The 20256-nt window shown below is 67.4% G+C and carries 25 protein-coding genes; 17 read left to right on the forward strand and 8 right to left on the reverse strand.

Annotated elements, in window-relative coordinates:
* Positions 1–67: 67 nt before the first annotated feature.
* On the forward strand, positions 68–793 hold the full coding sequence (locus tag A9K58_RS03495; RefSeq protein WP_065198006.1) for an enolase: 726 nt from the start codon (positions 68–70) through the stop codon (positions 791–793).
* 52 nt (positions 794–845) lie between these two features.
* Here A9K58_RS03495 and A9K58_RS03500 read toward each other — a convergent pair whose 3' ends face one another.
* Positions 846–1292, reverse strand: a complete 447-nt coding sequence (locus tag A9K58_RS03500) for a copper chaperone PCu(A)C (protein ID WP_065198007.1) — start codon at positions 1290–1292, stop codon at positions 846–848.
* A gap of 34 nt (positions 1293–1326) precedes the next feature.
* On the opposite strand from A9K58_RS03500, the gene A9K58_RS03505 reads away from it, so the two are divergent.
* The 4 genes from A9K58_RS03505 to A9K58_RS03520 all read left to right on the forward strand — a co-directional run bounded on the left by A9K58_RS03505 (position 1327) and on the right by A9K58_RS03520 (position 4976).
* The gene (locus A9K58_RS03505) at positions 1327–2103 is read left to right on the forward strand and encodes an enoyl-CoA hydratase/isomerase family protein (protein WP_065198008.1); all 777 of its coding nucleotides are present in this window, start codon (positions 1327–1329) and stop codon (positions 2101–2103) included.
* Positions 2104–2201: 98 nt separating this feature from the next.
* Positions 2202–3110 (forward strand): acyl-CoA thioesterase II, encoded by a 909-nt coding sequence (gene tesB / locus A9K58_RS03510; RefSeq protein WP_005412623.1) that lies wholly within the window; start codon positions 2202–2204, stop codon positions 3108–3110.
* Positions 3111–3114: 4 nt separating this feature from the next.
* Positions 3115–3603, forward strand: coding sequence for a pathogenicity-like protein (locus tag A9K58_RS03515; RefSeq protein WP_065198009.1), 489 nt, complete (start codon positions 3115–3117; stop codon positions 3601–3603).
* A 155-nt stretch (positions 3604–3758) separates the two neighbouring features.
* Entirely contained in the window at positions 3759–4976 is a 1218-nt protein-coding gene (locus A9K58_RS03520; protein WP_065198010.1) for an RNA polymerase sigma factor, read from the forward strand.
* A 51-nt stretch (positions 4977–5027) separates the two neighbouring features.
* Here A9K58_RS03520 and A9K58_RS03525 read toward each other — a convergent pair whose 3' ends face one another.
* A complete protein-coding gene (locus A9K58_RS03525) occupies positions 5028–5588 on the reverse strand; it encodes an EF-hand domain-containing protein (protein WP_065198011.1) in 561 nt (186 codons plus the stop codon).
* Positions 5589–5743: 155 nt separating this feature from the next.
* Between A9K58_RS03525 and A9K58_RS03530 the strand changes: the two genes are divergently transcribed.
* Positions 5744–6499, forward strand: a complete 756-nt coding sequence (locus A9K58_RS03530; protein ID WP_065198012.1) for an arginyltransferase — start codon at positions 5744–5746, stop codon at positions 6497–6499.
* Between the two features lie 37 nt (positions 6500–6536).
* Positions 6537–7742 carry an endonuclease/exonuclease/phosphatase family protein gene (locus A9K58_RS03535; protein WP_065198013.1) on the forward strand — a complete coding sequence of 402 codons (1206 nt, stop codon included), beginning with the start codon at positions 6537–6539 and terminating at the stop codon, positions 7740–7742.
* Between the two features lie 98 nt (positions 7743–7840).
* Here A9K58_RS03535 and purT read toward each other — a convergent pair whose 3' ends face one another.
* Positions 7841–9028 carry a formate-dependent phosphoribosylglycinamide formyltransferase gene (gene purT, locus A9K58_RS03540; protein WP_065198014.1) on the reverse strand — a complete coding sequence of 396 codons (1188 nt, stop codon included), beginning with the start codon at positions 9026–9028 and terminating at the stop codon, positions 7841–7843.
* Positions 9029–9165: 137 nt separating this feature from the next.
* Between purT and A9K58_RS03545 the strand changes: the two genes are divergently transcribed.
* The 5 genes from A9K58_RS03545 to A9K58_RS03565 are packed head-to-tail and all read left to right on the forward strand — an operon-like array spanning position 9166 to position 11865.
* Entirely contained in the window at positions 9166–10047 is an 882-nt protein-coding gene (locus A9K58_RS03545) for an SPFH domain-containing protein (RefSeq protein ID WP_065198015.1), read from the forward strand.
* Positions 10048–10093: 46 nt separating this feature from the next.
* Positions 10094–10273, forward strand: coding sequence for a type II toxin-antitoxin system antitoxin (locus A9K58_RS03550; RefSeq protein WP_065198016.1), 180 nt, complete (start codon positions 10094–10096; stop codon positions 10271–10273).
* The gene (locus tag A9K58_RS03555) at positions 10270–10449 is read left to right on the forward strand and encodes a hypothetical protein (protein ID WP_065198017.1); all 180 of its coding nucleotides are present in this window, start codon (positions 10270–10272) and stop codon (positions 10447–10449) included. The genes A9K58_RS03550 and A9K58_RS03555 overlap by 4 nt, the downstream gene beginning before the upstream one ends.
* 3 nt (positions 10450–10452) lie before the next feature.
* On the forward strand, positions 10453–11046 hold the full coding sequence (locus A9K58_RS03560; protein WP_065198018.1) for a PH domain-containing protein: 594 nt from the start codon (positions 10453–10455) through the stop codon (positions 11044–11046).
* A 9-nt stretch (positions 11047–11055) separates the two neighbouring features.
* Entirely contained in the window at positions 11056–11865 is an 810-nt protein-coding gene (locus tag A9K58_RS03565; RefSeq protein ID WP_065198019.1) for a M15 family metallopeptidase, read from the forward strand.
* A 175-nt stretch (positions 11866–12040) separates the two neighbouring features.
* On the opposite strand, the gene A9K58_RS03570 is transcribed toward A9K58_RS03565, so the two are convergent.
* The 4 genes from A9K58_RS03570 to A9K58_RS03585 form a co-directional block, all read right to left on the reverse strand.
* Positions 12041–12412 (reverse strand): DUF423 domain-containing protein, encoded by a 372-nt coding sequence (locus A9K58_RS03570; protein WP_065198020.1) that lies wholly within the window; start codon positions 12410–12412, stop codon positions 12041–12043.
* Positions 12413–12515: 103 nt separating this feature from the next.
* A complete protein-coding gene (locus A9K58_RS03575; RefSeq protein ID WP_065198021.1) occupies positions 12516–13589 on the reverse strand; it encodes a polyketide cyclase in 1074 nt (357 codons plus the stop codon).
* Positions 13590–13822: 233 nt separating this feature from the next.
* Positions 13823–14464, reverse strand: a complete 642-nt coding sequence (locus A9K58_RS03580) for a response regulator (RefSeq protein WP_065198022.1) — start codon at positions 14462–14464, stop codon at positions 13823–13825.
* The gene (locus A9K58_RS03585) at positions 14464–15660 is read right to left on the reverse strand and encodes a sensor histidine kinase (protein WP_065198023.1); all 1197 of its coding nucleotides are present in this window, start codon (positions 15658–15660) and stop codon (positions 14464–14466) included. Before A9K58_RS03585 ends, A9K58_RS03580 begins: the two co-directional genes overlap by 1 nt.
* A 151-nt stretch (positions 15661–15811) precedes the next feature.
* Here A9K58_RS03585 and A9K58_RS03590 point away from each other — a divergent pair, with 151 nt between their 5' ends.
* From A9K58_RS03590 to A9K58_RS03610, 5 genes are read left to right on the forward strand one after another with little or no spacing between them, the layout of a single operon-like run.
* The gene (locus tag A9K58_RS03590; RefSeq protein WP_065198024.1) at positions 15812–16408 is read left to right on the forward strand and encodes a GNAT family N-acetyltransferase; all 597 of its coding nucleotides are present in this window, start codon (positions 15812–15814) and stop codon (positions 16406–16408) included.
* Positions 16354–17196, forward strand: coding sequence for a septum site-determining protein MinC (gene minC, locus A9K58_RS03595; protein WP_065198025.1), 843 nt, complete (start codon positions 16354–16356; stop codon positions 17194–17196). The genes A9K58_RS03590 and minC overlap by 55 nt, the downstream gene beginning before the upstream one ends.
* A 37-nt stretch (positions 17197–17233) precedes the next feature.
* Entirely contained in the window at positions 17234–18043 is an 810-nt protein-coding gene (minD, locus tag A9K58_RS03600; protein ID WP_065198026.1) for a septum site-determining protein MinD, read from the forward strand.
* A 2-nt stretch (positions 18044–18045) separates the two neighbouring features.
* Entirely contained in the window at positions 18046–18306 is a 261-nt protein-coding gene (minE, locus tag A9K58_RS03605; RefSeq protein ID WP_005408532.1) for a cell division topological specificity factor MinE, read from the forward strand.
* Between the two features lie 46 nt (positions 18307–18352).
* Complete coding sequence (locus A9K58_RS03610) at positions 18353–18835, forward strand: hypothetical protein (protein WP_065198027.1); 483 nt, start codon at positions 18353–18355, stop codon at positions 18833–18835.
* A gap of 169 nt (positions 18836–19004) precedes the next feature.
* Here A9K58_RS03610 and A9K58_RS03615 read toward each other — a convergent pair whose 3' ends face one another.
* Positions 19005–20249: a DUF819 family protein gene (locus A9K58_RS03615; RefSeq protein WP_065198144.1), complete on the reverse strand. Its 1245-nt coding sequence runs from the start codon at positions 20247–20249 to the stop codon at positions 19005–19007.
* Positions 20250–20256 lie beyond the last annotated feature (7 nt).

Here is a 20256-nt window from a genome sequence, read left to right on the forward strand (position 1 = left end):
TACGCTTCGGCTGTAATCAGGTTGCCGGCCAGCGGCCGGCACTGCCGACACTGTTCAAAGGATTGACATGATCCACCAGACCGGACTGCGCGACCTGCTGCCGGGCATGGTCGCCTTCCCCACCGATGTCTTCCCTGACGACCAGGCGTGGCTCGAGCAGCACCTGCTGCCGCTGCTGAAGATCGACCTCGGGGTGCTGCGCCCGGAACTGGCCGGCCAGCTGGCCACGATGCTGTGCCCGATCGAGCCATACGAGGGCTGCATCGGCGAGGCCACCGAAGAACACCACAACGATTTCACCGGCACCAACTGGATCGCCTTCGAACTGACCGCCGGCAACCGGATGCGTTTCCTCGGCAACCAGGGCTATTTCATCGGCGACCCGGCGCTGGACGAGGACGCGAAGGCGCACATCGCGCAGATGCGCGAGAGCTACGCCAGGGCCCGTGACTACCATGCCGCCCACGGGCGGCTCGCCTGCTACTCGCGCTATGGCAAGGGCGAGGCCAGCGAGCGCGACTACCTCGATTCGCTCGGTGGCCAGATTTCCTGCGGCAACTGGGTCGAAACGGCGGAGATCCCCGCCGCCTTTGCACTGGAATTCACCGACGCGGCCAACGACCGGCATGCACCGGATGACGCCGAGCGGGTGGTGATCACCCGCGATGGCAACACGTTCTTCGCGGTGGCCGAAGTGGCCGGCTACAACTGGTGCGCCACCGGTGCCGACGCGATCGTGATGCTGTACGAGCCGGAAAGCCGCACGGTGCTGTTCTCGTACGACTGGTCGTGAACCCGCCGCGCTGCGCCCTCGCCGGGCATCGCCCGGCGCAACCGGCGGTGCATCACGGGGCAGCTCTCCGCACCGCCAACGTCGCGCTCGCCTCGCCACCGCCTTCCAGCTGCAGCCGCAGCGGCACCACCTGCCCCTCCTTCAACGCACTGGTGCCGCGCATGAGCATCAGGTGCAGGCCACCCGGCTTGAGTTCGGCCCGCGCGCCCGCTGCCAGCGGCAGGCGCTCGATCGCACGCATCCGGCTGACACCGTCGACGTTCGTGGTCTCGTGCAGCGACACATCGCTGAAGCGGCTGCTGGTCACCCCGATGATCGCCACCGGGGTGCGGCAGCCGTTGTGGATCACGCCGTAGCCGGCAGTCATCGGCATTCCCGGGCCCGGCGGCAGCCGCGCCCAGCCCCGCTCCACCGTGACGCAGTCCGGCTCCGCCGCCGAGGCCGATGCTGCGGCCGCACACAACGCCAACAGTACGCCGACGAATGGTTTGGTTATCATCGCCCAGGTTCCTTCTCCGCAACGAGACCGCAGCATGACGACGCTGATCGAGGTGATCAACCACGGCCCCATCCGCGAGCTGCGCCTGGCGCGGCCACCGGTGAACGCGCTGGATACCGACCTGTGCCGGCAGCTGATCCATGCCATCGAGCTGGCCATGGCCGAGGACGCGCACGGCATCGTGCTGTCCGGCAGCGAGCGTGTCTTCACCGGCGGCATGGACGTGCCGCACCTGCTCTCGCATGGCGATGACAAGCACAAGCTGCTGGACACCTGGAACGCCTTCTTCGGCGCGGTACGCACCCTGGCCGAAAGCCGCATCCCGGTGGTCGCGGCGATCACCGGTCACGCCCCGGCCGGCGGCTGCGTGCTGGCCCTGTGCTGCGACTACCGGGTGATGGCGCGCAGCGCCGATCCGTCGCGCCCGTATGCCATCGGCCTGAACGAAGTACAGGTGGGCCTGATCGCACCGGAAGGCATCCAGCGCCTGCTGCGCCGGGTGGTGGGTGTGCACCGCGCCGGCGTGCTGCTGGCCACCGGTTCGCTGGTGCCGGCCGAACAGGCCCTGCAGATCGGCCTGGTCGATGAACTGGCCGAGGGTGATCGCGTGGTGGCGCACGCGGTGGCCTGGCTGCAGAACCTGCTCAAGCAGCCGCGCCAGCCGATGCTGCTGACTCGCGCCATTGCCCGCGCCGACCTGCACGAGGCCCTGCACCCGGACCTGATCCAGCTCGACCGCTTCGTCGAGGCCTGGTTCGCCCCGGATGCGCAGAATGCCCTGCAGGCGCTGGTCGCCCGGCTGGGCAAGTAGTGGTCGCCCCGCCCGGGGTCAGATCCCTTTCGCAACGCGAAAGGGATCTGACCCCGGACCGGTATAATCGAGGCCTCTCCATTGCCGCGGCCGCCCCCTTGAACGACACGCCCGAACCCGTCGTCTCCGAGCTGATCGACCTGCTCACGCTGGAGCGGCTGGAGGACAACCTGTTCCGCGGGCAGAGCCGCGACATCGGCACCAAGTACGTGTTCGGCGGCCAGGTGCTGGGCCAGGCGCTGGCCGCGGCACAGGCCACGGTCGACAACGGCCGCCACGTGCACTCCCTGCATGCCTACTTCCTGCGCGCCGGCAACATCGACCACCCGATCGTCTACGACGTGGACCGTACCCGCGATGGCGGCAGCTTCTCGGTGCGGCGGGTCACTGCGATCCAGCACGGCAAGGTGATCTTCTTCTGCGCCGCTTCGTTCCAGCAGGCCGAGACCGGCGCCGAGCACCAGCACAAGATGCCTGAAGTGCCGCAGCCCGAAGACATCGAACCGAACCGGCCGCTGCCGGCCGAAGTGCTGGAACGCCTGCCGATCAAGGTGCAGCGCTGGCTGTCGCGCGGCGGCCCGTTCGAGTTCCGCCACGTCTACCCGCGCGACGAACTGAATCCGCCCAAGCGCCCGCCGTATCACCAGGTCTGGCTGCGCCTGAGCGAGCCGGTCGGCGATGCCCCGGAGCTGCACCAGGCGCTGCTGGCGTACGCGTCGGACTTCCACCTGCTGGGCACGGCGACCTTCCCGCACGGCATCAGCTACTACCACCCGCACGTGCAGATGGCCTCGCTCGACCATGCGATCTGGTTCCATCGCCCGTTCCGCGCCGACGACTGGCTGCTGTATTCGCTGGACAGCCCCAGCGCACAGGATTCGCGCGGCCTGGCGCGCGGCCAGTTCTTCACCCGCAACGGAGTGCTGGTGGCCAGCACCGCGCAGGAGGGCCTGATCCGCGTGGTTCCCGACCAGGCAGCGGCCGCCGCCGTGCCGGCCAAGGAGTGACCCGATGCGCCAGATCTTCAGCAGCCAGCGCGTGGAAACCGTCGAAGGCGTGGCCGAACTCCTGCGCGGGCATGGCATCGAGGTCAAGGTGACCAACGGGCGCTCGTACAAGACCCGGCGCCGCGGCCAGTTCAGCTATACCGACCTGGGCAATGCCCAGGCCTACCCGGCAGTCTGGGTGGTGCGCGCCGATGACCAGACCCGTGCGCGCGAGATCCTGCGCGACGCACGCCTGCTCGACACCACCCGGCGCGACCATCCGACCGCCGAGTTCGCCTTCCGCGACGCGCCGCAGCAGGAGGGGAGCAGCCGCAGCTGGGCCTGGCGCATCCGCATCGCACTGCTGGTGGTGATCGCCGGCGTGGCGCTGGTGATCGGCCTGCGCCATCGCGGCCCGCCGGCCCCGCAGGCCCAGCCGCAGCAGGCACAGCCAGCACCACAGGCAGCGCCGGAAGAGGAAGAAGTGCGGGTCCGCATCCAGCCTTCGAAATGACGCATGGGTAGTGCCGGCCGCTGGCCGGCAAACCTCATGAGCCCGTCCGGCGGGCTGCGGCTGCCGGCCTGTGCCCGGCACTACCGTGCAAAAGCCGGTCACAGTTCGCTCGCGGCTCCGTCATGGGACACAATCCCAGCAGGAGAGCCGCCGCCATGACGACCTTCGCCGCATCGATCGACCGGACCCTGGAACGCGAACTGGCCGCCGCCGCCGGCGGTTGCCAGCATGCCTATGGCCGGATCGTGCTCGCCTGCCAGAACACGATCACGGCCATCGCGCTGGCCATCACCCGCGACCGCCAGGCCAGCGAGGACATCGCCCAGGAAGCCTTCGTGCGGGGCTGGCAGCAGTTGCACCAGCTGCGCAGTGCGACCAGCTTCCTGCCCTGGCTGCGGCAGATCACCCGCAACCTGGCCCGCGATTGGCTGCGCGCGCAGCGGGGCCGGCCATTGACCGGCGAAGCGGCCGAGCTCGCGATGGGCATGGCCGCCGATCCGGCCCCCGGCGTGGTGGACCGCCTGCAGCGGCTGGAGGAAGAAATGGCCGCCGAGGACATCATCTCCGCGCTGCCCGCCGGCAGCCGCGAAGTGCTTCTGCTCTACTACCGCGAAGGCCAGCGCTCGCAACAGGTGGCGCATCTGCTTGGCCTCAGCGATGCGGCGGTGCGCAAGCGCGTATCGCGCGCCCGCGCCTTGGTGCGCGACGGCCTGCTGCAGCGCTTCGGCGAGTTTTCCCGCCACAGCATGCCGAGTGCGGCGTTTGCCACCACCGTGGTGTCGATGCTGCTGGTGGCAGCACCCGGCACGGCCAGTGCTGCCATTCTGCTCGGCACCGGCGCGGGCCTCGGCGGCAGCAAGCTCGGCCTCGGCGGCGCCAGCGTTGCCGGCGGTACCGCGATGGGGTCGCTGGCGGCCACCCTGGGCCAACTGCAGCTGCTGCCAGCAGCAAGCTGGGCGGCGATCATCGGGGGTGTTGCCGGTGGCGCGGTCGGCAGTTACCTCGGCGGGCGCTTCCTGCTGTCGTATGCCGAAACCGGGGCCGAATGCGCCCGGATCCGCCGCTTCGTCCACCTCAGCACCGGCACCAGCCTGGCCTGGTGCCTGGCCATCCTGATGACCGTGCTGCTGCAGTCGCCGCTCTGGGCGCATGTGCTGGTACTGGCAGGCGGGCTGGCGATAATCAATTACCAGTGCCTGGTGACATTGCGGCGGATCATGGCGCCGATGCTCATGCGTGATGCGACCCGGCGCGGGCATACCGGCATCAACTGGAAGTATGAAGCGATGTACGGCCTGACCGGCATGATCGCAGTGAACCTTCTTGTCATCGCTGCCGTGGCCTATACGCTGATGCGCACCGGCCGCCTGTAACGGACAACGCCGGCAGTGCGCCGGCGTTGTCATCGATCACCGAACCGGCATTCAGCGCTGCGCCGGCGGCACGGGATTGCCCCGCGGCCCGTCGTGGCGCGGACCACCGTGCATCGGCCCTTTGGCCGCGTCGAACTCGGCCTTGCTGAGCTGGCCGTCCCTGTTGGTATCGGCGGCAGCGAACCAGGCATCGCGATGCTGCTTCATGCGCAGTTCGCGGTCGGCCTTGTCCAGGTAACCGTCCTTGTTGAGGTCGAGCGCGTCGAAGCGCGCGACCAGGCGCGGATCGGCCTTGGCCTCCTCGCGGCTGACGCGGCCGTCCTTGTTGAGGTCCAGCTTGGCCCAGCGCTCACCGCCGTGGCCGCGACGGCCATGCTGCCAGCGCGGCATCTCATCGCGCGAGAGCTTGCCGTCCTTGTTCCTGTCCAGTTCGTCGAACTTGGCGGCCAGTCGCGGATGGGTTGCCGCCTCGCTGCGGTCGATGGCACCGTCGCCGTTGGTGTCCAGCGGAGCCGGGCGCTGCACCGGTGCGTTCGGGGTATCGGCCGCCAGCGCGACACCGGAAGCGGAGGTGCCCAGCAACAGGGCCAGCAGCAGGGGGGTACGGATCATGGGGTCACTCCTGGGTTGGGGATTGCGTCGGGGTGATCACTTCACCCTCGGGGGACAACAACGCCCGGGGACGGCATCGGTTGACGCCACTGCCGGTTCCGTTCATCCGGCGGACAGTCGCCGCCACTGCGACAGGCTGGGGCTATGCTGTGTGCATGGCGATTCATGGCGACAGAGACGACGAACTGCGACTTTTCCAGACCGGCGAGCACCCCTGCGGGTACTGGTCGGACCGGGTGGCGCGCGACCTGGTGCTGGATCCGCATGACCGCCGCCTCGGTGGCCTGTACCCGCTGGCACTGAGCTGGGGCTTCCGCCGCAGCGGCGACCTGGTCTACCGGCCGCACTGCGCGCATTGCCAGGCCTGCGTGGCGGTGCGCATCCCGGTGGCACGCTTTGCCCCGGATCGCAGCCAGCGCCGCTGTGCGGCCCGCAATACCGACCTGGAAGTGCGGATCACCGCCGCCACCGCCCGCGACGACCTGTTCGCGTTGTACCGTCGCTACCTCACCCACCGGCACGCCAACGGCGGCATGGACGACCACGGTCCGCACGAGTTCGAGCAGTTCCTGATCGGCAGCTGGTCGCATACCCGCTTCATGGAAGTGCGCCTGCCCGGCCACGACGGCCAGCCCAGCCAGCTGCTGGGGGTGGCGGTGACCGACGTCACCGAACACGGCCTGTCGGCGGTCTACACCTTCTTCGACCCGGAGCACGCCGCGCGCGGGCTGGGCACCTTCGCGATCCTGCAGCAGATCGAATGGGCGCGCCGCGAGGGCCTGCCGCACGTGTACCTGGGCTACTGGATCCGCGGCCACCAGAAGATGGACTACAAGCGCCGTTTCCATCCGCTGGAGGCCTACGACGGCCGCCGCTGGCACGATTTCGACAACGAACTGGACGGGCGCTGACAAACCGCTGACACCGGGCCGGGTGCAGAATAGGGCAATGAACGCCAAACCCCTGATCCTCGCCCTGGCCCTGCTCTGCGGCGCCACCGCCCCCGCCTTTGCCACGTCCCCCGCGATGACTGAGAAGCCGTCCACTGCGCTGCGCCTGGCCACCTACAACACCTCGCTGTACTCCGACGATGCCGGTGGCCTGATCAGGGAGCTGGAAGGCGACAGCGAGCACGCACGCAAGATCGCCGCCGTGCTGCAGCAGGTGCGCCCGGACCTGGTGCTGCTGAACGAGTTCGATTTCGACGATGCCCACCGCGCCGCCGACCTGTTCCAGAAGCGCTACCTGGAAGTGGCCCAACCCGGCGGCGGTGAGCCGCTGCACTTCGCCTACCGCTACCTGGCCCCGGTCAACACCGGTGTACCCAGCGGCCTGGACCTGGACAACAACGGCGTGGTCGGTGGCGAGGGCCGCAGCCGTGGCAACGATGCCTGGGGCTACGGCCTGCACCCGGGCCAGTACGGCATGCTGGTACTGTCGCGCTACCCGATCGACGAAGCCAAGGTACGCAGCTTCCAGCTGCTGAAGTGGAGCGCGATGCCCGGTGCGATCCGCCCGGTCGATCCGCGCACCGGCAAGAGCTTCTACAACGACGCCGTGTGGTCGCAGCTGCGCCTGTCGTCGAAGTCGCATTGGGACGTGCCGGTGAAGACTCCGGCCGGCGTGGTACACGCGCTGGTCTCGCACCCGACCCCGCCGGTGTTCGATGGCCCTGAGAAGCGCAATGCCGCGCGCAACCACGACGAACTGCGCCTGTGGCAGGAATACCTGTCGGCCGGCGACAAGCCGTGGCTGTGCGATGACAAGGGCCAGTGTGGCGGCCTGGCCCAGGACGCTCGCTTCGTGATCCTCGGCGACCTCAACAACGATCCGGCGGATGGCGATGGCCGCCACGAAGCCATCGTCGAACTGATCGAGAACGCCCGCGTGCTGCGCTACCCCACCCCGCGCAGCGTCGGCGGCGAGCAGACCAGCCTGGCCTATGCGGCCAAGGGCATCGAGCGCAGGGGCGCACCGTTCCACGCCACCGGCGATTTCGGCCCGAAGTCCGGCACCATGCGCCTGGACTACGTGCTGCCCTCGACCGGTTTCGAGTACGTGGGCAGCGGCGTCTTCTGGCCGGCCAATGAGAGCCCCGAAGCCAGGATCGCCGATGGCAGCGACCACCACCTGGTGTGGGTGGACGTGCGGTAGAGTCGACTGTCAGTCGACTGCACAGAAATCTGTACCGACCAACGGTCGGTACCCACCGCAATTCGGTGGGCGACGACCGTTGGTCGTCGCTCCTTTTTTTACGGGCGCAGTTCGACGCCGATGGCTTCGGCGGCATCACGCGCGATGGCACGTGCTTCGTCGATGGTTTCCGCGCGCGCCAGGGTCACACCGACGCGGCGATGGCCGTGCACGCTGGGCTTGCCGAACAGGCGCACGGCGGTGTCTGGCACCTGCAGCGCGGCTGCAACGTTGTTGAAATACGGCACGCCCTCGCCGTGCGCCAGCAGTGCACACGACGCCGACGGACCGCTCTGGCGGATCAGCGGGATCGGCAGGCCGAGGATGGCGCGCGCATGCAGGGCGAACTCGCTCAGTTCCTGCGAAACCAGGGTCACCAGGCCGGTGTCGTGCGGGCGCGGCGATACTTCGCTGAACCACACCTCGTCCCCCTTCACGAACAGCTCGACGCCGAACAGGCCCCAGCCACCAAGGTCGTCGGTGATTGCACGCGAGATCTCTTCGGCACGCGCCAGTGCCGCGCTCGACATCGGCTGCGGCTGCCAGCTTTCGCGGTAATCACCATCCTTCTGCAGATGCCCGATCGGCGCACAGAACGAGGTGCCACCGGCATGACGCACGGTCAGCAGGGTGATCTCGTAATCGAAATCAATGAAGCCCTCGACGATGCAGCGGCCGGCACCGGCGCGGCCACCGGTCTGCGCGTACTCCCAGGCTGGGGCGATGTCCGCCTCGCTGCGCAGGGTGCTCTGGCCCTTGCCCGAGGACGACATCACCGGCTTGACCACGCACGGCAGGCCGATGGCGGCCACGGCGGCACGGTACTCGGCCTCGGTATCGACGAAGCGGTAAGGCGAGGTCGGCAGTCCCAGGGTTTCGGCGGCCAGGCGGCGGATGCCCTCGCGATCCATGGTCAGGCGCGCGGCACGCGCGGTCGGGATCACCCGCAGGCCCTGCTCCTGTTCCAGCTGGACCAGGGTCTCGGTGTGGATGGCCTCGATCTCCGGCACCACCAGGTGCGGCCGCTCCTGGGCGATCAGGGCACGCAGGGCCATCGCATCCAGCATGTCGATCACGTGCGAGCGGTGCGCGACCTGCATGGCCGGCGCATCGGCGTAGCGGTCGGCGGCGATCACCTCCACGCCCAGCCGCTGCAGTTCGATGGCCACCTCCTTGCCGAGTTCGCCCGAGCCCAGCAACAGCACCCGGGTGGCGGAGGGAGACAACGGGGTTCCAAGCGTAGCCATGGCAGTTCCAGCAGCGATGTGAAGGCGGGAGGGCATTCTAGCTGCCTGGATGCCCCGGCCATGGCGTCCGACGAACGGCATCCATTATCTGATATCAATTTGATATCTTAAATTCAATTCCTCAAGGACGTACCGTCATGAAAGAGAAGTCGCTGTCTTCCCTCAATGGCCTCGGCACGTTGGCCGGCGCCCTGCTCGTCGCCCTCGCCGGCACCGCCCAGTTCGTGCTGGGCGCGGCCGCCAAGGCCAGCACCGGCTCCCCCAACCTGCTGCTGATGCTGCTGGGCGCGGTGCTGGTGGCCGTGAGCATCTTCGTCCTGGCCGGCCTGTACACGATCCAGCCCAACCAGGCGGCGGTGCTGAGCCTGTTCGGCAAGTACGTAGGCACCGTGAAGGACAACGGCCTGCGCTGGAACAACCCCTTCTACGCCAAGCGCCGGGTCAGCCAGCGCGTGCGCAACTTCGAGAGCGGCAAGCTGAAGGTCAACGAGCTGGACGGCAGCCCGATCGAGATCGCCGCAGTGATCGTCTGGCAGGTGGTCGATGCGTCCGAAGCGGTCTACAACGTGGACGACTACGAGAGCTTCGTGCACATCCAGTCCGAATCGGCACTGCGCGCGATGGCCACCAGCTATCCCTATGACCAGCACGAGGACGGCCAGCTGGCCCTGCGCAGCCACGCCAGCGAGATCTCCCAGCACCTGAAGAACGAACTGGCCGAGCGCCTGGCCGACGCCGGCGTGCAGGTGCTCGACGCGCGCATCAGCCACCTCGCCTACGCCGCCGAAATCGCCCAGGCCATGCTGCAGCGCCAGCAGGCCAACGCGGTGATCGCTGCGCGCACGCGGATCGTTGCCGGTGCGGTCGGCATGGTCGAAATGGCCCTGGCCGAACTGCAGAAGAACGGCGTGGTGCAGCTGGATGAGGAGCGCAAGGCGCACATGGTCGGCAACCTGCTGACGGTACTGTGCTCGGACCGCGGTACCCAGCCGATCGTCAATGCCGGATCGCTGTACTGATTCCTCTCGCAACGGGGCGCGCCACTGCGCCCCGCCAGGAGCCCCCATGAGTGAGAAGAAAGCCTATCCGCTGCGCATCAACGCCGAGGTCCTGGCCGCGGCACAGCGCTGGGCTGACGACGAGCTGCGCAGCCTCAATGCGCAGATCGAATACGTACTGCGCGACGCCTTGCGCAGGGCAGGACGCCTGCCGAAACCCAAGCCATCGCCGGAGGACATGGAATGAGCAAGCGCTGGAGTTGCCAGCCACTCGAAGCCCCGCTGCCCAGGATGGACCTGCGCCGTGCCGAAGATGTCGGGGCCGGACTCGGCCGCATGCGACCGCTGGGCGCGGAGCCGGTCTCCATCACCCTCCCGGCGCCGGGATACCCGGCGATGCGGCTGTCCAGGAAGGAGGCCTGAACCATGGCCATCGGCGACCCGAAACCGTTCGAACTGGCCGACAGCTCGCCACTGCGCGTGCTGTGGATCGTGCTGCCACTGATCGCCGGCCTCGTGATCTGCGTGTACGCGCAGTTGCGTGAGGCACCGGCCACCGTCCCCTGGATCGAGCTGACCCTCTCGCCGCCGTGGTTGCGGATGGGCGGCGATGCCGCCTGGAGCCTGCTGGTGATCGCTGTGCTGGGCGTCGGGCTGGCCGCAGCCTTCTTCCGCCGCCGGGTGGAACTGGCCGGTGACGTGCTGGACGTGCGCTCGACGATGTACCGGCGGCGCGTACCGGTCGCGCAGCTGCGTCTGGACCAGGCCGAGGTGGTCGACCTCGGTCGCGACCGACGCTACGGTATCCGCGTGAAGACCAACGGCTATTCAATGCCTGGCTTCTACTCGGGCCACTTCCGCCTGCTGGGGGGCTGCAAGGGCTTCGCGCTGGTCACGGATCGAGCGCGCGTGCTGGTCCTGCCGGTCAACGATGGCAGCGCGCTGCTGCTCAGCGTGGATCGGCCGCAGGCACTGCTGGATGCGCTGCGCAAGGTGGCCGCTGCGGCGCCCCGGCAGTAAGCTGCGTCGATGCAACGTCGCCCGATCCTGCTGATCAATACCGAGGCCATCGAACTGTGGCCGGCCGACCTGCTGCGTGCGCGCAGCAACCTGGATGCGCGCCTGCTGTCGCACGCGCGCTGGGTGCTGCGGCGCAAGCGCGATGGGCGTTACCTGGCGGCGGTGCTCGCGCATGGCGTGCACTCGCTGGTGCCACGCCTGCCGCATGAGCCCGGGGTGGAAGAAGCGTTGGCACTGCTGGAGGCACCGGCCACGCGTCCCTTCGGTGCGACCCTGGAAGATCAGTGGTTGCCACTGGCGGGCCTGCAGCATCGCCTGCAGCAGCTGGGCCTGGATGCGCACGGCTATGCCGAGGGCAGCGGCCTGCCGCTCGAGCCCGAACCCCGCCTGCTGCATTACGCCGGCCGGGATCGATTTGCCCGTCCACTCTGGTTGCGCCGGGGTGCCGCGCAGGGCTGGCGACGGATGCGCCTGCATGCAGCACGGGACGGTATTGCGCTGGACGCGATCTCCGGTTTCCGCAGCCATGCCTACCAGCTGGGCATCTTCGAACGGAAGCTGGCACGCGGGCTCAACGTGGCGGAGATACTGAGAGTCAACGCCGCGCCAGGCTTCAGCGAACATCACAGCGGACAGGCGCTGGATATCGGCACGCCGGGGGATCCGCCCGCCGAAGAATCCTTCGACGCCACCGATGCGTTTGCCTGGTTGCAGGCCCATGCCGGCGGCCATGGCTTCCGGCTGAGCTACCCGCGCGACAACCCGCACGGGATCGTCTACGAACCGTGGCACTGGTGCTGGAAGCCAGCCAACGGCTGAGCCCCTCGTGGCGAAAGCCTGAAGCGGTCAGCGCATGGCCGCGGGATGGAACAAGAGAGCAAAGACAAAAGCGGGTCGCTTCGCTCGAAGCCGAGCATGGCTCGGCTCTACAGAAGCTGCCGCGCAACGACTCCATGTAGGGCCGAGCCATGCTCGGCTGCACCCCGGATTACCGTCACCGCCTCAATGCATTGATCGCCAGCAACACCCATCCGGCCATCATGCTGGTGCCACCGATCGGTGCCAGCCGTGTCGGCCACTGCCACAACGCCCCGCCCGCCAGGCTGCCGGAAAACAGCAGCACCCCCAGCAGCAGCACATACAACGCCAGGTGCGCGATCGCCCCCTGTGCACGCGGCCCCAGCGCCACCAGCACCGCACCATGCGCGAACGCGTACAGCGCCGCGATGTTCAGGTGCTGCTGCGCCAGCGGATCGGCAGCCCCATGCGATGCATAGGCGGACAGGGCTATCGCCGTGGCGGCCAGCAGCGCGCCCAGGCAGGCCAACAGGGAGGGTTTACGTGCGCGGCGTTCAGGATTGAACATGACGGCTCCTTGCGCGGCACCCGGCAGCGGGCGCGGGATGAAAAAAAACGCGCCGCAGGAAGCGGCGCGTTTTCGTGTCCAGCACTACATGGGCCAGCCGGGGTTACTTGACGGCCCAGTAGATGTCGTAGGTACCTTCCGGGGTGAACGACTTGTCGATGCCGTCCTTCCAGGTTTCGTACGGACGGTCGATGACTTCGTTGCCGGAGGTCACCGCCCAGGCGCGCAGGCCATTACGGGCCACGTCCAGGCCCGCCATGTGGCCGGTGTACGCTGCGTGCGCCGAACGGTGCGGAGCGACGTGCACATACTTGACCGGAGCGCCGCCGTCGATCTTGACGGTCAGCTGCTCGGCGGTCGCACCTTCGGTACCCTTCTTCTTCACCGGCTGGGCGATGTCGAAGGCGTACTTCTCCTGGCCGAAATCGGTGGTGATGATGCGGAACGGACCGGCAGCTTCAAGGCCATTGGCCTCCATAACGCGCTTGATCCACTCCTGGTTGTCCTTGATCGACTTGGTGATGGTGTCCTGGCCGCGGTCGACGTTGCCGGCATTGACCACCAGCAGGTCCTCGGCCGGCACATCGACGATGGCCAGGTCGGTCAGCGGTGCTTCCGGGGTACGGTAATCAACGTTCGGAACGGTGGCGAGCATGTTCGCGATGCGCGACAGGCCCAGCTTGATGTCGTCACCCACCTGGCGGCTGACATACAGGCCGGCGTAACGGCCGAACAGGTCAAAGCCGTACTTCACCGAGTAGTCCTGGGTGATCTTGACGTTGCGGCCGCCCTTGCCGGTCGGCTCCAGGTTGAAGGTGGTGACCTTGTCGTGGCCCTTGGTCGGGTCCTCGATGGCGATCACGACACGCTTGTTCTCTTCGGCCTCGGTGATCTTCCACGAACCGCTGCCCAGTTCCTTGGAGGTGAAGTCGAGGGTGGCGCCAGCGCCGGAGGCCGGGCCGGACAGCTTCAGATCAACGGCGGGATCGCGCAGTACCAGCGGGTTCCAGTCCTTGAAGCGGCGCAGGCTGCTGACCGTGTCGTACACGATCGTCATCTTGCGGTTGGTCTCGATGCTTTCGGTGATGTGACGCTCGCCCGGCAGACACACGCCAATGATGACGAACAGGCCAGCCACGATCCCCAAGGCGATCAGGAACTCGATAATACGGGTCATTCAGAGAGTCTCCGGGGCCGATCCCACGGCCGGGTTGATTGAAGCGAAGCGCCAATCCTAGCAGGCTTCGCGGGCATTGTTTATCGGGATTGGCGCACCGGTTTCCGTGCCGGCTGCGTATTTGTATGGACAAAGAATTCGAAGGGTACCGCATACGCCCCCCTCCATGTAGGGGCCGCCCCCGCCGCAAGCCTGAAGCGGCACTGTAACCCACTGTATATGAAAGATTTTCCTCACACGAGCTGGAGTTCAAATGCCTTCAGGACCGCCCGCGTGCGGTCGCGCACGCCCAGCTTGGAGAGGATGTTGGAGACGTGGTTCTTGATGGTGCCCTCGGCCACGCCCAGCGAATTGGCGATCTCCTTGTTGGAGAAGCCGCTGGCCATCAACCGCAGGATCTCGGTCTCGCGGTCGGTCAGCGGATCCGGGCGGTCCAGGCTGACGAACTCGTTGCGCATGTGTTCCAGCCCGGACAGCAGGCGCTGGGTCACGGCCGGCTGCACCAGCGAGCCACCGTCGGCCACGGTGCGGATGGCACCGACCAGCTGCTCCAGGGTCACGTCCTTGAGCAGGTAGCCTTTGGCACCGGCCTTGAGCCCGGCCAGCACCAGCTGGTCATCGTCGAAGGTGGTGAGGATGATGGTCGGCGGCAGTTGCTCCTGGCGCGACAGCACCTGCAGCGCCTCCAGCCCGGACATCACCGGCATGCGCATGTCCATCAGCACCACGTCGGGATGCACCTGCGGTATCAGCTCGACCGCCTGGCGACCGTCGCCGGCCTCGGCCACCACCTCGATGCCGTCATCAAGCGCCAGCAGGGAGCGGATTCCCTGCCGCACCAGGGTTTGGTCGTCAACCAGGCAGACGCGAATCATCAACGCACTCCTTCAGGAACCTTGGTAAGGGCAGCCACCAGCACCGTTGCCGGCACCGTCGCCCGCAGCCGGAAGCCTTCGCCGGGGCGGGTCTCGATCTGCAGCTGGCCGCCACATTGTTGCAGTCGCTCGCGCATGCCGCGCAAGCCATTGCCCACATTGACCATTTCCGCACCGACACCGTCGTCACGGGCCTCCACCACTACCCGGTCGGGTGCTTCGCGGTACACCTGGATCCACAGGTGGCGCGCATCGGCGTGGCGCACCGTGTTGGTGATGATCTCCTGGGTGCAGCGCAGCAACACGTGGGCACGCTGCGGATCTTCCACGTTCAGCGGGTCCTCGATCTGCAGCTGGATGTCCAGCGATGGCACGTTCTCGGTCAGCGGGCGCAGGGCAGCGGCCAGGTCGATGGCGCCGGTCTCGCGCAGTTGGCTGACCACCTCGCGCACGTTGCCCAGCAACAGCTTGGCGAGGGTGTGCGAACGTTTCACGTGGTCCAGCGCCTGGCCCTCGGCCAGATGGCCGGCCACTTCCAGGTTCAGGGTCAACGCGGTCAGCTGGTGGCCCAGCAGGTCATGCAGCTCGCGCGAGATGCGGGTGCGTTCGTTGACACGCGCACTCTCGGCCAGCAGGGCCCGGGTCGCGCGCAGTTCGGAGTTCAACCGCCGCTGTTCATCGCGGGCCTCCGTCTGCTGGCGCGCGACCAGGCTGGTCACGAAGATGAACATTGAAAAGCCGCCATACAGCAGCGACTGCATCACGGCCTCGAAGAGCGGGAAGCGCAGCAGCAGGTAGTAGACCGGTGCCACCGCCAGCTGGCTGACCAGCAGCCACAGCACGCCCAGCCGCACCGACAGCATCCAGGGAATGACGCCCGCAGCCACCATCATCAGGATGCTGCCCAGGCCCGAACCACTGAGGAAGCTGACCCCCAGCGCCGAGACCGTCAGCAGCAACAGCAGCCCGCGGTCCAGCCAGCTGGTGTGGCTGTCGCTGCGCAGGATCCGGGTCAGCCAGTAATAGGCCGTGCCGAAGGAGAGGTAGGCCACGAACAGCAGCACCGCCCAGCCGCCGATGTCGTTGCGGCTGTGCAGGTTTTCGAACTGCGAGTACGCCAGCGGCAGGCCGACCATGACCCAGGTGAACAGGCCGGCCAGGCGGAGGACGCGTGTATGGCTGAGGGCTCCCAACATGCCAGCACTCTACGGGCCTGGCCTGGGTCCTGCACTCCCACGGAAGTCATGCCTGCCCGGTCGCCTGTTCATGCCGCAGCCCACCCCGGGCATGCAATAATCGTGCGCAGGGTCCCTCGATGGACCGACCGCGTTACCCCACGGAGTCACAATGTCGATTGTCATCCGCGACGTGCGCGAGCACGAGCTCGATTCCGTCCTGGCTTTGAACAACAACGCCGGCCTGGCCATCCTCCCCCTGGATGCGGCCCGGCTGCGCCTGTTCTATGAAACCGCCGAATATTTCCGCGTCGCCGAGCGCGACGGCAACCTCGCCGGTTTCCTGATCGGCTTCGGCAGCGACAGCCAGCACGACAGCAGCAACTTCGCCTGGTTCAAGCAGCACCTGGACACCCCGTTCTTCTATATCGACCGCATCGTGGTCGCCAGCCGCCGTCGCGGCGGCGGCGTCGGCCGTGCGTTCTATGCCGACGCGCAGAGCTTTGCCGAGCTGCGCTACCCGCAGATGACCTGCGAGGTCTTCCTCGACCATGGTGCTGATGCCGCCCTGCTCTTCCACGGCAGCTTCGGCTTCCGCGAGCTGGGCCAGAACACCATGCCGCAGGTCGATGTGCGCGCCAGCATGCTGGCCAAGGAACTGTGCAGCTATCCCTGGGTCCAGGAGACCTACGGCGGCAAGCTGCCGGATGTGGCGTGGACACGCGACCGGCAGCTGCCGGCGCAGGCACAGCGGTCGACGGGGACCTGAGCGTGGCGGTGAATTTCGATTACGAACAGGCCGGTGAACTGAAAATCGGCCAGGTGGGCATCGCCAACCTGCGCATCCGTACCCTTGACGTCGACCGCCTCGTGCAGGAAATGCGCGAGCGCGTGACCCGCGCGCCGAAGCTGTTCGGCCGCGCCGCTGTGATTCTCGACTTCGGCGGCCTCAGCCAGGTGCCGGACGTGGCCACCGCGCAGGCGCTGGTCGAAGGCCTGCGCGATGCCGGCGTGCTGCCGGTGGCCCTGGCCTACGGCACCAGCGCCATCGACCTGCTTTCGCAGCAGCTCGGCCTGCCGCTGCTGGCCAAGTTCCGCGCGCAATATGAGCGTGCCGAGGCCGAGCCGGCCCCGCCGCCGGCCCCGGAACCCCGCCGTGCCGCGCGTGCCGAACCGAAGCCTGCCGCGGCCGCACCGATGGCCAGGCAGGCCGATGCGGTGGCTCCGCAACCCGGCCGCATGCAGCTGGGCAACGTACGCTCGGGCCAGCAGCTGTACGCGGAGAACTGCGACCTGACCGTAACGGCCACTGTCGGCGCCGGCGCCGAAGTCATCGCCGATGGCAGCATCCATATCTACGGCACCCTGCGCGGCCGCGCGCTGGCAGGGGCCCAGGGCAACACCGCGGCACGCATTTTCTGCCGTGATTTCCATGCGGAACTGGTGGCCATTGCCGGCCACTACAAGGTACTGGACGATGTGCCGGACAACCTGCGCGGCAAGGCCGTGCAGGTGTGGCTGGAACAGGACCAGGTCAAGATCGCTGCGCTGGACTGACGCAGCCCCAAATCAATGCAGAACCAGGAGAAGTCCTTTGGCTGAAATCATCGTAGTCACCTCCGGCAAGGGCGGCGTCGGCAAGACCACTACCAGCGCGAGCCTGGCCTGCGGCCTGGCACGGCGCGGCAAGAAGGTGGCGGTGATCGACTTCGACGTCGGCCTGCGCAACCTCGACCTCATCATGGGCTGCGAACGCCGCGTGGTGTACGACTTCGTCAACGTCGTGCACGGCGAAGCCACCCTCAAGCAGGCGCTGATCAAGGACAAGCGCTTCGAGAACCTTTACGTGCTGGCGGCCTCGCAGACCCGCGACAAGGACGCGCTGACCCAGGAAGGCGTGGGCAAGGTGCTCAAGGACCTGGCCGCCGACGGCTTCGACTTCGTGATCTGCGATTCGCCGGCCGGCATCGAGAAGGGTGCGTTCCTGGCGATGTACTTCGCCGACCGCGCCGTGGTCGTCGTGAACCCGGAAGTGTCCTCGGTGCGCGACTCCGACCGCATCATCGGCCTGCTGGATTCCAAGACCCACAAGGCCGAGTCCGGCCAGAGCGTGCCGGCGTTCCTGCTGCTGACCCGCTACAGCCCGGCCCGCGTGGAAACCGGCGAGATGCTGAGCATCGTCGACGTCGAGGAAGTGCTGGGCCTGAAGGCGATCGGCGTGATCCCGGAGTCGGGTGACGTGCTCAACGCCTCCAACAAGGGCGAGCCGGTGATCCTGGATACCGAATCGATGGCCGGCCAGGCCTATGAGGATGCGGTCAGCCGCATCCTTGGCGAGGAGCGGCCGATGCGCTTCACCACCGTGGAGAAGAAGGGCTTCTTCAGCAAGCTGTTCGGAGGGTAAGCATGGGCCTGTTCGATTTCCTCAAAGCGAAGAAGACCACCGCCGAAACCGCAAAGAACCGCCTGCAGATCATCATCGCGCAGGAACGCAGCCACCGCGGTGGCCCGGACTACCTGCCGCTGCTGCAGCGCGAGCTGCTGGAAGTGATCAAGAAGTACGTGAACATCGATGTCGACGCGGTGAAGGTCGACCTGGTGAAGGATGGCCAGCACGACGTGCTGGACATCTCCGTGGCGCTGCCTGAAGGCCCGGACAAGCCCTGATGCCCTGCCCCGCCCATGCCTGCATGGGCGGGGCTGCCCGACCCGCATGAGCGATACGACAACCACCGTGGACATCACCTGCGTGGGCGACATCGCCTTCGCCGATGCGCAGCGCCTGCTCGCCGCGCATGGCCTGCGGCTGCATCACGTGGCTGCCGGCGAACCGATTCCCGGCAGCTACTGGGGCGAGCCCGAGGCCGGCATCATCGCCAGCAATGTCTACGTGCGCGACGACACCCCCGTGCACTCGATGCTGCATGAAGCCTGCCACCTGATCGTGCTGCCGCCGGAGCGGCGTGCGCAGGTACACACGGACGCCACCGATTCGGTGGCCGAGGAAGATGCCACCTGCTACCTGCAGATCGTGCTGGCCGGGCAGTTGCCCGGCGTCGGCAGCCAGCGGTTGATGGCCGACATGGATGCCTGGGGGTATACGTACCGGCTGGGGTCCACCCAGGCGTGGTTCGAGCAGGATGCCGAGGACGCGAGAGCGTGGTTGATCGAACGCGGATTGCTGCAGGCGGCGTAACCGCCGCTGGTGGGTGCGGACCTTGGTCCGCACCATCCACGCATGGCGTGGATCTACTGTAGAGCCGAGCCCATGCTCGGCTGCTCCTCGCTGTTACCTGCACAGATACAGATGCAGCCGAGCGCGGGCTCGGCTCTACAGGATCCGCCCCCATCGCCGCGTGGGACGATCACCCCTGTCCGGCCAGCGCGCGCAGGGTGATGCCGACGATGTAGGCGAGGTAGGTGCCGGTGGCATACCCCATCGTGCCCAGCAGCACGCCAACCGGGGCCAACGCCGGATGGAAGGCGGCGGCCACCACCGGGGCCGAGGCCGGACCACCGATGTTCGCCTGCGAACCGATGGCGAAGTAGAAGAACGGCACTCTCAGCAGCTTGCCCAGGCACCACAGCAGCACGATGTGCACGGCGATCCAGACCAGGCCGAGCAGGAACAGCCATGGGCGGTCCAGCAGCGCCAGCAGGTCCATCTGCATGCCGATGCAGGCGATCAGGAAGTACAGCAGCAGCGAGCCCAGCCGCGATGCACCGGCGCCCTCCAGGGTGCGTGCGCGGGTGAAGCTCAGGCCCAGGCCGAGCGTGGTCGACAGCACCACCACCCAGACGAACGGCGCGTCCAGGCTGAACTGTGATGCCCAGCTGACGTGCGCCTTGAACCAGGCCGCCACCGGCGCCGCAATCGCATGCGCCAGGCCCACACCGCCAAAGGCCACTGCGACGATCAGCATCAGGTCGGTCAGGCTGGCGATGCGCTCGTGCTCGGCCTGGAAGCGCGCGATGCGCTGCTTCAGTTCGTCGATGGCCGAGGTGTCAGCGCCGCTGCGCGCATCGATCCTCCCTGCACGGCCGGCAAGGAAGATCAATGCGGCCATCCACACGTAGCCGACGCCGACGTCGACGACCGCGAACTGGCCGAAGGTCGTGGCATTGACGTCGAACACTTCGCGCATCGCCAGCATGTTCGCGCCGCCCCCGATCCAGCTGCCGGCCAGCGCGGCCATGCCGGCCCAGGTGTCGCCGGCCACGGTTTCCGGGTGCACGGCGCGCATCAGCAGGAATGCCACCACCGCGCCCAGCATGATGCTGGCCGACGCTCCGAGATACATCAGCACCAGCTTCGGGCCGAGCCGCAGGATGCCCTTGATGTCCACGGCCAGGGTCAGCAGGATCAGCGCCGCCGGCAGCAGGATGTCGCGCGCGATCGGGTTGTAGAGTTTCGTGTTCTGGCCGTCGATCAGGCCGATGGTGTTGTAGATGCCGGGAATCAGGTAACACAGCAGCAGTGCCGGCACGAAGGTATAGAAGCGCTTCCACAGGCCCTGCTCGCGCGAGGCGGTCCAGAACACGGCGCCGAGGGTGGCGGCGATCAAGCCGAAGACGACGATGTCGTTCTGGATCAGGGCAGTCGAAGGCATGCAGGCG

It is taken from the genome of Stenotrophomonas maltophilia (assembly GCF_001676385.1).
Taxonomy (GTDB): Bacteria; Pseudomonadota; Gammaproteobacteria; order Xanthomonadales; family Xanthomonadaceae; genus Stenotrophomonas; species Stenotrophomonas maltophilia_J.

Coding starts and splice junctions, on each gene's coding strand:
- A9K58_RS03495 (WP_065198006.1), top strand. CDS start 68: ATGATCCACCAGACCGGACTGCGCGACCTGCTGCCGGGCATGGTCGCC.
- A9K58_RS03500 (WP_065198007.1), bottom strand. CDS start 1,292: ATGATAACCAAACCATTCGTCGGCGTACTGTTGGCGTTGTGTGCGGCC.
- A9K58_RS03505 (WP_065198008.1), top strand. CDS start 1,327: ATGACGACGCTGATCGAGGTGATCAACCACGGCCCCATCCGCGAGCTG.
- A9K58_RS03515 (WP_065198009.1), top strand. CDS start 3,115: ATGCGCCAGATCTTCAGCAGCCAGCGCGTGGAAACCGTCGAAGGCGTG.
- A9K58_RS03520 (WP_065198010.1), top strand. CDS start 3,759: ATGACGACCTTCGCCGCATCGATCGACCGGACCCTGGAACGCGAACTG.
- A9K58_RS03525 (WP_065198011.1), bottom strand. CDS start 5,588: ATGATCCGTACCCCCCTGCTGCTGGCCCTGTTGCTGGGCACCTCCGCT.
- A9K58_RS03530 (WP_065198012.1), top strand. CDS start 5,744: ATGGCGATTCATGGCGACAGAGACGACGAACTGCGACTTTTCCAGACC.
- A9K58_RS03535 (WP_065198013.1), top strand. CDS start 6,537: ATGAACGCCAAACCCCTGATCCTCGCCCTGGCCCTGCTCTGCGGCGCC.
- purT (WP_065198014.1), bottom strand. CDS start 9,028: ATGGCTACGCTTGGAACCCCGTTGTCTCCCTCCGCCACCCGGGTGCTG.
- A9K58_RS03545 (WP_065198015.1), top strand. CDS start 9,166: ATGAAAGAGAAGTCGCTGTCTTCCCTCAATGGCCTCGGCACGTTGGCC.
- A9K58_RS03550 (WP_065198016.1), top strand. CDS start 10,094: ATGAGTGAGAAGAAAGCCTATCCGCTGCGCATCAACGCCGAGGTCCTG.
- A9K58_RS03555 (WP_065198017.1), top strand. CDS start 10,270: ATGAGCAAGCGCTGGAGTTGCCAGCCACTCGAAGCCCCGCTGCCCAGG.
- A9K58_RS03560 (WP_065198018.1), top strand. CDS start 10,453: ATGGCCATCGGCGACCCGAAACCGTTCGAACTGGCCGACAGCTCGCCA.
- A9K58_RS03565 (WP_065198019.1), top strand. CDS start 11,056: ATGCAACGTCGCCCGATCCTGCTGATCAATACCGAGGCCATCGAACTG.
- A9K58_RS03570 (WP_065198020.1), bottom strand. CDS start 12,412: ATGTTCAATCCTGAACGCCGCGCACGTAAACCCTCCCTGTTGGCCTGC.
- A9K58_RS03575 (WP_065198021.1), bottom strand. CDS start 13,589: ATGACCCGTATTATCGAGTTCCTGATCGCCTTGGGGATCGTGGCTGGC.
- A9K58_RS03580 (WP_065198022.1), bottom strand. CDS start 14,464: ATGATTCGCGTCTGCCTGGTTGACGACCAAACCCTGGTGCGGCAGGGA.
- A9K58_RS03585 (WP_065198023.1), bottom strand. CDS start 15,660: ATGTTGGGAGCCCTCAGCCATACACGCGTCCTCCGCCTGGCCGGCCTG.
- A9K58_RS03590 (WP_065198024.1), top strand. CDS start 15,812: ATGTCGATTGTCATCCGCGACGTGCGCGAGCACGAGCTCGATTCCGTC.
- minE (WP_005408532.1), top strand. CDS start 18,046: ATGGGCCTGTTCGATTTCCTCAAAGCGAAGAAGACCACCGCCGAAACC.
- A9K58_RS03610 (WP_065198027.1), top strand. CDS start 18,353: ATGAGCGATACGACAACCACCGTGGACATCACCTGCGTGGGCGACATC.
- A9K58_RS03615 (WP_065198144.1), bottom strand. CDS start 20,249: ATGCCTTCGACTGCCCTGATCCAGAACGACATCGTCGTCTTCGGCTTG.